Origin of the sequence: Demequina sp., assembly GCF_049841215.1 — a bacterium.
Lineage (GTDB): Bacteria > Actinomycetota > Actinomycetes > Actinomycetales > Demequinaceae > Demequina.
Genome location: NZ_JASGEO010000014.1, coordinates 160,019 through 172,542 on the forward strand (window position 1 = coordinate 160,019; position 12,524 = coordinate 172,542).

The 12,524-nt window shown below is 65.5% G+C and carries 13 protein-coding genes and 1 pseudogene; 8 read left to right on the forward strand and 6 right to left on the reverse strand.

All coding sequences use genetic code 11. The features are described 5' to 3' along the window. Nucleotides 1-68: 68 nt before the first annotated feature. On the reverse strand, nucleotides 69-1,457 hold the full coding sequence (dnaA, locus tag QM618_RS08560; protein ID WP_428097046.1) for a chromosomal replication initiator protein DnaA: 1,389 nt from the start codon (nucleotides 1,455-1,457) through the stop codon (nucleotides 69-71). Between the two features lie 241 nt (nucleotides 1,458-1,698). On the opposite strand from dnaA, the gene rpmH reads away from it, so the two are divergent. From rpmH to QM618_RS08600, 8 genes are all read left to right on the forward strand, one after another. Then, a complete protein-coding gene (rpmH, locus tag QM618_RS08565; RefSeq protein WP_428097049.1) occupies nucleotides 1,699-1,836 on the forward strand; it encodes a 50S ribosomal protein L34 in 138 nt (45 codons plus the stop codon). A 2-nt stretch (nucleotides 1,837-1,838) separates the two neighbouring features. After that, nucleotides 1,839-2,183 carry a ribonuclease P protein component gene (gene rnpA, locus QM618_RS08570; protein ID WP_428097053.1) on the forward strand — a complete coding sequence of 115 codons (345 nt, stop codon included), beginning with the start codon at nucleotides 1,839-1,841 and terminating at the stop codon, nucleotides 2,181-2,183. Continuing rightward, a complete protein-coding gene (yidD, locus tag QM618_RS08575) occupies nucleotides 2,180-2,518 on the forward strand; it encodes a membrane protein insertion efficiency factor YidD (protein ID WP_428097056.1) in 339 nt (112 codons plus the stop codon). Before rnpA ends, yidD begins: the two co-directional genes overlap by 4 nt. Before the next feature lie 14 nt (nucleotides 2,519-2,532). Beyond that, nucleotides 2,533-3,651 (forward strand): membrane protein insertase YidC, encoded by a 1,119-nt coding sequence (gene yidC / locus QM618_RS08580; RefSeq protein ID WP_428097059.1) that lies wholly within the window; start codon nucleotides 2,533-2,535, stop codon nucleotides 3,649-3,651. An 8-nt stretch (nucleotides 3,652-3,659) separates the two neighbouring features. Beyond that, complete coding sequence (locus tag QM618_RS08585) at nucleotides 3,660-4,148, forward strand: protein jag (RefSeq protein WP_428097062.1); 489 nt, start codon at nucleotides 3,660-3,662, stop codon at nucleotides 4,146-4,148. Between the two features lie 15 nt (nucleotides 4,149-4,163). Further along, nucleotides 4,164-4,829, forward strand: coding sequence for a 16S rRNA (guanine(527)-N(7))-methyltransferase RsmG (rsmG, locus tag QM618_RS08590; RefSeq protein WP_428097065.1), 666 nt, complete (start codon nucleotides 4,164-4,166; stop codon nucleotides 4,827-4,829). Nucleotides 4,830-5,024: 195 nt separating this feature from the next. Then, nucleotides 5,025-6,410 (forward strand): AAA family ATPase, encoded by a 1,386-nt coding sequence (locus QM618_RS08595; protein WP_428097068.1) that lies wholly within the window; start codon nucleotides 5,025-5,027, stop codon nucleotides 6,408-6,410. Next, nucleotides 6,407-7,384 carry a ParB/RepB/Spo0J family partition protein gene (locus QM618_RS08600; protein ID WP_428097071.1) on the forward strand — a complete coding sequence of 326 codons (978 nt, stop codon included), beginning with the start codon at nucleotides 6,407-6,409 and terminating at the stop codon, nucleotides 7,382-7,384. Before QM618_RS08595 ends, QM618_RS08600 begins: the two co-directional genes overlap by 4 nt. Before the next feature lie 76 nt (nucleotides 7,385-7,460). Here QM618_RS08600 and QM618_RS08605 read toward each other — a convergent pair whose 3' ends face one another. The 5 genes and pseudogenes from QM618_RS08605 to QM618_RS08625 form a co-directional block, all read right to left on the reverse strand. Beyond that, nucleotides 7,461-8,396: a D-alanine--D-alanine ligase family protein gene (locus QM618_RS08605; protein ID WP_428097075.1), complete on the reverse strand. Its 936-nt coding sequence runs from the start codon at nucleotides 8,394-8,396 to the stop codon at nucleotides 7,461-7,463. 21 nt (nucleotides 8,397-8,417) lie between these two features. Next, nucleotides 8,418-9,737, reverse strand: coding sequence for a PLP-dependent aminotransferase family protein (locus QM618_RS08610; protein ID WP_428097078.1), 1,320 nt, complete (start codon nucleotides 9,735-9,737; stop codon nucleotides 8,418-8,420). 78 nt (nucleotides 9,738-9,815) lie between these two features. Further along, nucleotides 9,816-10,181 (reverse strand): thioredoxin, encoded by a 366-nt coding sequence (gene trxA / locus QM618_RS08615; RefSeq protein WP_428097245.1) that lies wholly within the window; start codon nucleotides 10,179-10,181, stop codon nucleotides 9,816-9,818. Beyond that, nucleotides 10,173-11,150, reverse strand: a pseudogene (gene trxB / locus QM618_RS08620) (thioredoxin-disulfide reductase); the annotation flags it as partial. The gene trxA and the pseudogene trxB, both read right to left, overlap by 9 nt. An 82-nt stretch (nucleotides 11,151-11,232) precedes the next feature. After that, the gene (locus QM618_RS08625; protein WP_428097082.1) at nucleotides 11,233-12,510 is read right to left on the reverse strand and encodes a hypothetical protein; all 1,278 of its coding nucleotides are present in this window, start codon (nucleotides 12,508-12,510) and stop codon (nucleotides 11,233-11,235) included. Nucleotides 12,511-12,524 lie beyond the last annotated feature (14 nt).

The window sequence follows — 12,524 nt, forward strand, 5'->3', positions numbered from 1 at the left end:
TTATCCACAGGTGTGAACGGCGTGTCGGTGCGGCGTGTCGTGAGAATTTGGAGGAAAGCGCGAAGAGATCAGCCGCGAGAGCGCTGCTTGATGCGAGCGTGAATCTCGTTGACCTGGTTGTACGTCTGGCGGCGCTGGCCCATTTGCTCTTCGATCTTCTTCACCGCGTACATGACCGTTGTGTGGTCCTTGCCGCCAAAGTGCTCGCCGATCTTGGGCAGTGAGAGGTCCGTGAGCTGACGGCACAAGTACATGGCGATCTGCCGTGCGGTGACGTAGACGCGGCTGCGGCTGGTGCCCGTGAGCTCGTCCATGGTGATGCCGTAGTACTCGGCGGTGGTGCCGATGATCATCGATGCGGTGATTTCGGAATCGTCGTCGCTGATGAGGTCCTTAAGCACCACCTGGGCAAGGCCAAGATCCACCGGCTGCTTATTGAGCGCGGCGAAGGCCGTGACGCGGATGAGTGCGCCCTCGAGCTCGCGGATATTGCTCGTGATGTTGGACGCGATGTACTCCAAGACATCCGACGGCGCCTGAACCGCATCCGCGGCCGCCTTCTTGCGCAGGATCGCGATGCGCGTCTCGAGGTCCGGCGGCTGCACGTCCGTCATAAGGCCCCATTCGAAGCGAGTGCGCATGCGCTCCTCGATGCCGTCGAGATTGCGTGGGCTCACGTCAGAGGTGATGACCACATGCTTGCCCGCGTTGTGCAGAGCGTTGAACGTGTGGAAGAACTCCTCGAGCGTCTGTTCCTTGCCCTGCAAGAACTGGATGTCGTCGATGAGCAGCACGTCCACCTCGCGGTAATGACGCTTGAAGCTTAAGGACCGGTCATCGCGGATGGAATTGATGAAGTCATTGGTGAACTCCTCAGAGTTCACGTAGCGCACCTTGGCTTGCGGCTTGAAGCGCAGCGTGTAGTGGCCGATCGCGTGCAGCAGGTGCGTCTTGCCAAGCCCAGAATCGCCGTAAATGAACAGAGGGTTGTACGTCTTGCCAGGGCTCTCGGCAACGGCGAGCGCCGCGGCGTGAGCAAAACGGTTGGACGGCCCAATGACGAAGGTGTCAAAGGTGTAGCGCGGGTTGAGATGGGGATCATCGCTCGGCGCTGCCGCCGCTTGCCTGCCCGACGGTTTGGCTGGCACCTCGTCCGGCGTCACCTCTGGAGAGGGTGGCGGGGTGATCGACGCGTCAACCGTGACGGCGATGCGAACCTCGCGGCCGATGACGTTCGACAGCGCCTCGGTAACGGGACCACGAATGGTGGATTCCACGTAGTTCTTGGTGAAGTCTTCCGCCACGGCCAGAAAGACGTTGTCCTCAACGATCGCGAGGGGCTTGACGAGACGCAGAAAGGAACGGTGCTGCGGGGAGAGTTGCTCATCGCGAATCAGCTGCTGAACAGCGCGCGACCACACCTCGTCGACGGGCAAGTCGCTGGCCGTCTCCGTCATGCTTTCCCCTCAGGGTTGAGTGTCTTCCACAGTGTTGTTCACAGCCGGTTGAGGCAGTGTCACCCGTTCGTAACCTGGCCCCACGGCGTGTCGTGCACAATGTAGAGGCCGTGATGGTGGAGCCTAGCCTGTTCACGGCGCACTACCAACGCGAGCGACAGAATTTGACCAGGGGGTCATCTTCGCGTAACGTTAATGCGCTGTTTGACCACCCCCAAATCGTCGTTTCAGGAGCCATGCCGTGAGCAAGCGGACCTTCCAGCCGAACAACCGCAAGCGTGCCAAGACGCACGGCTTCCGTCTGCGTATGCGCACCCGCGCAGGACGCTCGATCCTCGCGGCCCGTCGCCGCAAGGGACGCTCCGAAATCTCGGCGTAGGGGTGCTGCCGGCTGACTCGCGACTGACGTCATCCACCGACTTTCAGAAGGTGATGCGTCATGGAGCGCGAGCGGGCCGGAACACCGTGGTAGTGCATGTGGCGCTTACCGGCGATGCGAAAAGCATGGCCGGTTTCGCTGTTTCTAGGGCCGTAGGAGGTGCCGTGGTGAGGAACCGCGTCAAGCGCCGCCTCCGCGCCATCATGTCCGAGGCTCTCCCCACTCTCCCCGCTGGTACAGCAGTGGTGGTGCGCGCCCTCCCCCCGGCTGCCGTCGCGAGCTTTGGTTCGCTAGACGCGGACGTGCGCGGGGCCGTCGGGCAGGCACTGACTAAGGTGAGCGCATGACCACCGTTTCCCAGGCTGTTGCGCGCGCCCCTCGCGTCGCTGTGATGGGACTCATTCGTGGCTACCAACTGGTCTTGTCGCCCATGACGCCTGCGAGCTGCAAGTACTACCCGTCGTGCTCCCACTACGGCATGGAGGCCGTGCGAGTTCATGGCGCTTTCGTTGGCAGCGGGCTCGCGATGTGGCGGATTGCGCGCTGCAACCCGTGGAGTGTTGGTGGGGTGGACGACGTCCCCGCGCCCGGCGAGCAGTTGTTCCGATTGCACCGTAACAACGCTGCCTCTTCCGTTTCCGCGGCTAGCGCCGCACCTGGCCGCGAGCAGCAACTCGCCTAGCATCAAGGATCCCCGTGAGTTTCATCAACACGATCATGTATCCACTCGAGTGGGTCGTCGCCGCCATCATGGTGGTTTGGCACAACATCTTCACGTTCTTTGGGCTCAACCCCGCGGGCGGTGCGGCCTGGGGTTTCGCGATCGTGGGCCTCGTTGTGACGATCCGCGTGATCCTGATCCCGCTGTTTGTGAAGCAGATCAAGGCGTCACGCGCGATGCAGATGATCGCGCCAGAACTCAAAGCCGTGCAGGCCAAGTACAAGGGCAAGAAGGACCAGGCGTCCCGCGAGGCGATGAGCCGCGAGACCATGGAGTTGTACGCCAAGCACCGCACCAACCCGTTCTCCTCGTGCATGCCGATGCTGCTCCAGGCGCCGATCTTCTTCGCGCTGTTCCAGGTGCTTAACAACAAACTCAAGAGCGGCGGCATCGGCCTTCTGACGCCGGAACTTGCCGCGCAAGCGGAGCAGGCAACGATCTTCGGCGCCAAGCTGTCCGAGTCCTTCACCACCTCTGAAGGCTCGGCCGCGAAGATCGTGTCCGCGGTGCTCATCATTGCGATGGTGGCGACGACGTTCACGACGCAGCGTCAGCTCACGCGCAAGAACATGCCACAGTCCGCGCTCGATGGCCCGATGGCCCGTCAGCAGCAGATGATCATGTACGCGTTGCCGTTCATCTTCATCATCACCGGCCCCAACTTCCCCGTTGGTGTGCTCATCTACTGGACCACCACGAACCTGTGGACCATGGGTCAGCAGTACTACGTGATCAAGCGCAACCCCACGCCCGGCTCCGAGGCCGAGCGCGTCTTCCTGGAGAAGAAGGCGGCGAAGGACCAGGCGCGCGCCATTAAGCGCGGAGAGACCACCCTCGAGGAGATCGAGGCGGAGAAGCAGGCGGCCATCGAGGCCGCTCGTGGTCAGCGCCAGCAGCCGAAGAAGGCCGGATCGCGCGCCAAGCGCTCCGGAGCAACGGCTGCCAAGCCTGCCGAGTCCAAAGCCGTGGTCCCAGAGCCGCAAGGCGAGCTCGAGGCGACCGAAGAAGAGACCACCCCGGCAGAGTCTGCGCCCGCTGCACCCGCACCTAAGGCGAAGTCAGGGCAGCGCACCCAGCCGAAGAAGAAGAAGTAGGAGCCACCATGACTGACGAGACTTCCCGCGCCAAGCTCGATGCCGAAGGCGATGCCGCCGCGGACTTCCTCGAGGAACTGCTTGACATCCTCGACATGGATGGCGACATCGACATCTCCGTCGAGGCCGGCCGCGCCAAAGTGGCGATCGTGTCTGAGGGACCCAATCAGAACCTGAAGCGTCTCGTGGGCGCCGATGGCGAGGTGTTGGACGCGCTGCAGGATCTGGCTCGCTTGGCGGTGCAGTCGGAGACTGGTGAGATGAGCCGGCTCATGCTAGACATCGCCGACTTCCGCGCGGGCCGCCGTGAGCGTCTCGCTGAGCAGGCTCGCGAGGCCATCGCTGAGGTCAATGGCGGCGCAGAGCGAGTGGCGATGAAGCCCATGAACGCCTACGAGCGCAAGGTTGTCCACGACGTGGTGTTGGAGGCCGGACTGGCGTCCGAGTCCGAGGGCGAAGAGCCACACCGCTACGTTGTGGTGCTCCCCAAGGCCTGATGTTTCACGTGAAACATGAGCGGTGACGAGGCGGAGTTTGCCGGGGTTCGCGACCTATCGCGCGACCCCCTGGACGGCGATCCTGCCGTAGTCGCCTATCTGGGTGATCGATACGACGCCGTCAGGGAATTCGGCGCGCTGCTCGCCGACCAAGGTGAACTTCGGGGCCTGATCGGTCCGCGTGAACTCGGCCGCATGTGGGAACGCCACCTCCTCAACTCGGCCGCAGTGGTTCCCTTTCTCGGCGAAGGCGTGGTGGTGGACATCGGTTCCGGCGCGGGCCTGCCCGGGTTGGTCATTGCTGCGATGGAGCCGTCGAGGCGAGTAGTTCTTGTGGAGCCGATGGAGCGCCGATGCGCATGGTTGCGAGAGGCCGCCGAGACTCTTGGACTCGACGGGGTGACAGTGGTGAGGGGCCGCGCCGAGGAAGTCCGGGAGGTCGTCGAGGCCGACGTCGTGACCGCCCGCGCCGTCGCGTCGATTGACAAGCTGGTGAAGTGGGCGGCTCCCCTTCTTGCCGACGACGGGCGGATGGCGCTCCTCAAGGGGCGCAGCGCCACAGACGAGCTCGAGAAGGCCAAGTACGTCTTGCGCAAGGCGCGTCTTGTGGGCTCCGTACACAGCGCTCCAACCGTGCCGGGGCTCGAGGCGACGACGGTGGTGACCCTCACGCGTTCTTGACACTCGAGGGCGGTCTCCCCAGCGCTATCCACAGACTTTTTGTGCGCAGATCGGGGTTATCCCCCGAGGTCTCCACAAGCAGCCTTGGGCCGGTAGAGTCGGTTGTCTACGTCGCCGCGGGGCCAGTTTGGGCCACCAGTTGCGGGGCGTGTGTTTCACGTGAAACATTGACTCGGAGCCAGGGAGGGTGAGTAGGTGTCGGATCGCGAGATGGCGCACGGCCGTGCCGAAATGCCCACCTACTCCGCCGTGCTTTCCAGTGCGGGTGCCGTGTCTGACGCCGCGTGGCTCGACGGTTCGGCGGTGCTTCCCACGAGTGACTCGCCGGCCGCGGGTGATGCGCGCTTCAGCGATCATCGGGCTGACGCCTCGCGTGGCGCCCACGGGCAGGAGGGCGCTGTGGACGCGGTGGATAGCGAAGAGACCACCGCCGCCCGCGTAGTTCGGGACTCTCGCGACAGTGCGGACTCGAACGACAGTGCGGACTCGAACGATGCCGTGGACTCCAACGGCACCGTGGCCCCTCAGGACGTCCACGACGCCTCGCAGTCTCGAGAGCACCAAAGCTCGCGAGACCCGCAGGGTGCCCCCGGCGCAGCGGCCGCTGACGGCGGTCTCCCCGCGGACTCGGGTCCGCGCGAGCCCCTTCCCGCAGCCGATGTTTCACGTGAAACAGACGACGTCTTCGCGGCTCTTGAGGTGGGCGGAGACAGCCCCCTCGCGGCCGAGATGATCGCCACAGAGCGCCTCCGCCGGGACCTCGAGTCGCGGGACTTCCCGCGCCCTAGCAAGACCCGCGTGTTCGCGGTCTCGAACCAGAAGGGCGGGGTGGGCAAGACCACCACCTCGGTGAACCTCGCCGCCGCACTCGCGCAGCGGGGTGCGAACGTCCTCGTGATCGACGCCGATCCTCAAGGCAATGCCTCGACGGCCCTCGGTGTGGCTCACCACAGCGGCACCCCTTCTATCTACGACGTGCTCTTGGACGAGGTTCCGCTCTCCCGCGTTGCCCAGCGCTCTCCGCACGTGAAGACGCTGTGGTGCGTGCCTGCGACCATTGACCTCGCCGGCGCGGACATCGAGTTGGTGTCTGTGGTGCGCCGCGAGTTCCGGCTCCACGACGCGCTCAAGGAGCTCATGGCTGGCGCTGGCAAGGAACTCGACTACGTTTTCATCGATTGCCCGCCAAGCCTGGGGCTGCTCACGCTCAACGCGATGGTGACCGCGGGAGAGGTGCTCATCCCCATCCAGTGCGAGTACTACGCACTAGAGGGCCTGACCCAGCTGATCAAGACGGTCGACATGGTCAAGAAGCACCTCAACCCGTCGCTTCACGTCTCCACGATCGTGCTGACGATGTACGACGCCCGCACCAATCTGGCACGAGACGTGGCAGACGAGGTGCGCAGCCACTTCCCCGAGCAGACCGTGGAGACCACCGTGCCGAGATCAGTGCGCGTCTCCGAGGCACCGAGCTTTGGCCAGACGGTCATGACCCACGACCCCCACTCGCCGGGTGCGGTGGCCTACCTGGCGATTGCGCAAGACATCGCCACTCGAGACCCAGGAGAACGCCTGTGAGCACCAAGCGTGGCCTAGGGCGCGGTCTGGGCGCCCTCATCCCCACAGAGGCCCCGGCCGACACCACCGAGCTGTCCTCGGTAACCACGCGCGCGGACCGTCCCCGCGACGTCTTCTTCGGTGGCGACTCGCCTCGCACCAGCGAAGTTGACCTGGTTCCCGTTCCTGGAGCCCGCTTCGCGCAGATCGACGTCTCGCTCATCGTCCCGAATCCTCGCCAGCCACGCGAAGTGTTCGACGAGGACGCGCTGACCGAGCTCATTGGCTCGATCAAGGAAATCGGTGTGCTTCAGCCCGTGGTGGTGCGCCAGGCGGGCGACGGCTACGAGCTCATCATGGGCGAGCGCCGCCTGCGCGCGAGCAAGGCGGCTGGCCTGCAAACGATCCCAGCGATCATTCGCGAAACCGACGACACCGACCTGCTTCGCGACGCCCTCGTAGAGAACCTGCACCGGTCGCAACTCAACCCGCTCGAGGAAGCTGCGGCCTACCAGCAACTACTTGACGACTTCGAGTTGACCCACGAGCAGCTCGCGGATCGCATCAGCCGCTCCCGCCCTCAAATCTCCAACACCTTGCGACTGCTGAAGCTGCCTCCCAAGGTGCAGACGCGCGTCGCGGCCGGGGTGCTCAGCGCGGGCCACGCTCGCGCACTTCTCGGCCTCGAGGACGCCGAGGCCATGGACCACCTGGCCCAACGCATCGTGAATGAGGGCCTCTCCGTGCGCGCCACGGAAGAGGCCGTAGCGCTTGGGGTCGAGGCTCCACGCCCCAAGAAGGGTTCTGTGCGCGCAGGAGGCCACACAGCGGCCCTTGACGACCTTGCAGCGCGCCTAGGGGACCACCTCGACACGCGCGTCAAGGTCACGCTGGGGCGCGCTAAGGGGGCGGTGTCGATCGAGTTCGCGACCGTGGAGGATCTCAACCGCATTGTGGCGCTCATTGACCCCACTGACCCGGGCGTCTTCTCCTAGATCCTGCGATCCGCTACGCGGCCGCAGGATGACCACGCCGGCCGCAGGATAACCACGCCGGCCGCAGGATGACCCGTCAGCCGCGCGCGGCTGCTCCCGAGACGATTTCGCGGTAGAGCTGGCCAAGATCAAGCCCGGCCGCGGCAACCGCCTGCGGGAACAGCGACACCTCGGTGAGTCCGGGCGCCACATTGATGTCGATGACGTTCGGCGTACCGTCGGCGTCCACGATGATGTCGATGCGGGAGAGGTCTCGCAGTCCCATCTCACGGTGGGTGGCGACGGCCGCGCGCTCCACAGCTTGCGCCGTTGCCTCATCGAGTCGCGCGGGAGCGAAGTACTCGACTCGGCCGGGGTTGTAGCGGGCGTCGTAGTCATAGGCGCCATCGCACACAATCTCCACCGCGGGAAGTGCCCTCGCGGTGTCGCCGGTGCCAATTACGGACACCGCAACCTCGGTGCCGGTCACCGCGCGCTCGATGAGCGCCATGTCGCCGTACGCGAAGCAATGCACGAGCGCCTGCGGCAGCTGACCGCGGGCGGTCACAAGCGTGACACCGAGCGCAGATCCTCCGCGAGCCGGCTTGACCACCACGGGCAGCCCAAAGTTGGTGGCGAGCACGTCCATGACCTGCTCGGCGCCTACCTCGAGGAAGAGCGATTGGGGGAGCGTGACGAAGTCGGGAGTGGCAATGCCGACGCGGCCGAGCACCGCCTTGGCCACGGACTTCACCCACGCCACGCGTGCTTCTTTCGCCGACGTGCCCACAAATGGGATGCCAAGCAGCTCAAGGAGGCCCTGGAGCGAGCCGTCTTCGCCCGACGCGCCGTGAACCATGGGCCACACCACATCGGGGCCCGCTGAGCGCAAAGAAGCAATCAGGTCAGGGTCAACATCGTGTAAAGTCACGGACTCGCCAAGCGCGCGAAGTGACTCTTGCACGCGGCGGCCGGAACGCAGCGACACGTCGCGTTCGTGGGACAGGCCCCCTGCGAGGATCGTCACGTCCATGCCAGCCTCCTTGAGTGTTTCCTAAGCCAAATCGGGTGACGGGAAGTCAACGATCTCGGATCGCGTACCTCCCGCCGTGCCAAAGATCCGCACCGTCTCGAGTTCTGCCTCGACCACGCCCGCGAGCCGGCGCACGCCCTCGCGAATCCGCTCCGGCGTGGGGTAGCAGTAGCTGAGGCGCATGTAGTCGGCGCCGGAGCCGTCGGTGAAGAACGCAGTTCCTGCCACGTAGGCCACGCGCGCGGTCACAGCACGCGGAAGCATCGCCTTCGCGTCGAGCCCCTCGGGAAGCTTCACCCACACGTAGAAGCCGCCATCCGGCACATTCCACGTGGCCTCGGGGATGAACTCCTGCAGCGAGGAGATCATCGCGTCCCTGCGCTCGCGATACTGCTCGCGGAACGCCTTGATCTGGCCCTGCCAATCGAAGTGGTCCAAGTACGTCGAGATGGCCATCTGGGAGATGTTGGACGGGGAGAGGATCGCCGCCTCAGAGGCCAAGACCAGCTTCTCGCGCACGGCGTGAGGCGCCACGGCCCAGCCAACGCGATACCCGGGGGCGAAGGTCTTGGAGAAAGACCCCAGGTAAACCACGCCTTCGGGCGACAACGACCGCAACGCGGGCAGCGGCTCACGATCGAAGCCAAGCAGACCGTACGGGTTGTCCTCGAGAATCAGCACGCCAAAGCGCGCGCAAATCTCCACCACCTGCGGCCGCCGCTCGAGCGACAGCGTGACGCCAGCCGGGTTGTGATAGTTGGGCACGGTGTACAGGAACTTGACCCGCCGCCCGGCATCCCGCAACGACGTGAGAGTCTCCTCGAGCGCGGAAGGAATGAGGCCGTCGGTGTCCATGGGCACGTGGACAACCTCGGCCTCGCGCGCGCGGAACACCCCAAGCGCGCCAACGTACGAGGGCGCCTCCGCAACGATCACGTCGCCCGGATCAATGAAGATATTAGTGACCAGATCCAGAGCCTGCTGAGAGCCCGTGGTGACCACAACGTCGTCCGGATGCGCCGAGATCCCCTCAAGCGCCATGACGTGCGTGATGTGCTCGCGCAGCGCGGGATCGCCCTGGCCGGAGCCGTACTGCAGTGCGACCTCGCCGCGCTCGCTCACGATGCGGCTCATCATCTCGCCGAGGTCGCCAAGGGGAAGCCCGCCGATGTACGGCATGCCGCCCGCAAGCGACACCACTTCCGGGCGGCTTGCGACGGCGAAGAGAGCCCGTATTTCCGAGGCCCGCATCTGGTGCGCGCGGGCTGCGTAGGAATCGAACCAAGGGTCGAGGCGCGTGCCCTCGGTGGCCCGGGGCACGCCAGGCGTGCTCTCATTCATGGGGGACAGTGTTTCATGCCCGACGCTGGCCACCGCGCGCGCCACTGGCACCTTCCGGACGGGGCCAGTGAGAACGACCTAGGCGATGACCTCGTCGAACAGCGCGCTGAGCGCGGGCTTTGGCCGAGCGCCTACGACGGACTTCACAAGTTCACCCGACTTGTAGAAGTTCATCGTGGGGATGGACGTGATTCCGTACGCCATCGCGAGGTTGGGGTTCTCGTCGGTGTCGACCTTCACGATCTTGAGCTTGCCCTGGTACTCGGCGGCGAGCTCGTCGAGGATCGGCGCCACCGCGCGGCACGGACCGCACCAGGTGGCCCAGAAGTCCACCACCACGGGGACGTCCGAGTGGATGACCTCCGCCTGGAACGTGTCCTCGGTGGCCGCGACGGGAGCCGAGGGGGCCTCGGCGACAGGCGCGGCGTCTTCCGTCGCAACCACCGCGGAGGCGGCGTCCGCAACCGAAGCCGTCTCAGCGTCGGTCAGTTCGTCGAGGAAGTGCTGGGCGTCGAGGGCCGCCGCGCAACCGGAACCGGCCGCGGTGATGGCCTGGCGGTAGCGGCTGTCAACGAGGTCGCCACACGCGAACACGCCGCGCACGTTCGTGGCGGTGGTGCGGCCGTCGACGAGCACGTAGCCCGCGGCATCCATGTCGATCACTCCGCGCACCAGTTCGTTGCGCGGCTCGTGGCCGATGGCAACAAAAAGGCCCGTAGCAGGCAGAACGCTCTCTTCGCCGGTGACCCGGTTGCGCACGTGGACGCCCGCGAGCTTGGTGTCGCCGTCCAGGCCAACCACCTCGGAGTTCCACACGAAATCGATCTTGGGGTCAGCGGCAGCGCGGTCGGCCATGATCTTGGAGGCGCGCAGCTCATCGCGGCGGTGCACCAGGTACACCTTGGACGCGAAGCGCGTGAGGAAGGTGGCCTCCTCCACGGCGGAGTCGCCGCCGCCAACCACAACCACCTCTTGGTCGCGGAAGAAGAAGCCGTCGCACGTCGCACACCACGAGACGCCCTTGCCGCTGAGGCGCTTCTCGTCCTCGAGCCCAAGCTCGCGGTATGCGGAGCCCATCGCGAGGATCACGGACTTCGCGGAGAACTCCTTGCCGATGCCCGTCTTGACGGTCTTGATGTCACCCTCAAGAGACACCTCGACGACGTCATCCATGAGCACGTCGGCGCCAAAACGCTCGGCCTGCGCCTTGAGCGTCTCCATGAGCTCCGGCCCTTGGATGCCCTCGACGAAACCGGGGAAGTTCTCCACCTCGGTGGTGTTCATGAGCGCACCGCCGGCCGTGATGGAGCCAGCGATGACGAGCGGCTCAAGGCCGGCGCGCGCGGCATAGATGGCCGCGGTGTAGCCGGCGGGGCCGGAGCCGATGATGATGACGTTGCGGGTGTCGCTCACGGGTGCTTCCTTGGGGTTGGTGTGGCTTGGTAACAGATCGTAGGGGCCCAATGTTCCCGCTCGCGACCACTCGCAGGCCTACTCACGGCCCGTACGAGTACGTGGGGTAGATATTGCCGCCGCCACCGGGATCATCTTGGCCGAATCCTTGGCTCAGCAGCGAGACCGCGACGATGGCCAAGACGACAAGGCCAATCACCAGCAGCACCATCAAGATGGGGGTGGCATTGATGGGACCGCCGTTGACCGCGCGGTAGTGCGCGCGCTCCAGGCGCTTGGTGATTCCACGTGATTGCGGCCAGCGCGCGTGCAGCCGCTCGTAGAACAGTTCAGCGGTGGTGGGCTTTGATCGCGCCACCTGCTCGTCCACCATCTCCTCGAACGTGAGTAGGTCGTGCAGGTCCTCGAGCGGCTCCTCCTCAACAACAGGAGTGACCGGCGAGCCCGCAACAACCAGCGGAATCGACCCGCTCACCGCCTCCGCCTCCACCTCGGCCTTGACGAGCGTCTCCCTGGCGATCGTCACACCGCCCGTGACGCGCGGCCCCGTGAAGGCGCGCCTGGCCGCGTCGAGCTTGTCCCGCTTGCGCTTCTTCTCCGCCTCCGCTTGCTTGGTGAGGGACAGCGGCAGTGAGTCGACCCCAGACGGCAGATTGCGCAGCACGCGCGTGTCGAACGGTCCGAGCGCATCGAGAAGCCCGGTCAGGGTGTCGAAGCTCTTCCCCGCAAGCACTCGCTCGCACAGCGCTCGCGCCTCTGCGCTCGTGGACTGCGGGATATCCGCCTCTGTCGCCTCATCCGCGTCCTTACCCGTCACACAGGCGAGGAAAACGCGAGACAGGGCCGTAGCGTCGGCCCCTTCGCCCTTGCCGCGCCGCACGCCGGCCTGCAGCGCGAGCTCCGAATCGACCCCCGTACCAGCGATGCTGACGCGCCCACGGCTGTCGACGGCGATGCACGACGGGCGCACCCAGCCGTGGTGCACGCGCGCGGCGCTCGCGACCAGAAGGGCGCGTGCGGCCTCGCCAACCACAGCGCTCGCCTTCGCTTCATCAAGCCGACGGCGGGCCAAGATCGTGCTGAGCCTCACCCCTTGCAGTGGTTCGGAAACGATGACGGTTGGGCTTCCCGCGGAGCCTCCGGTGACCGCGACCACGCGGCTGAGGCGAGGGTCGCGCACCGACATGAACCGCAGTGCCGCCCTGCGCACCGCGGTGGGGGCAACGGACGTGACCTCATCCACCAAGACCGTGGTGTTGAGGCGAGTGTCTACCCCCTCGTACCGGGTGATTCCGGGCAGGTCGTACTCAACGGTGTGGAGCGCCTCAAAGCGCCCATCGAGGACCTCGCCGGTCAGCACGAAAATCCCCCATT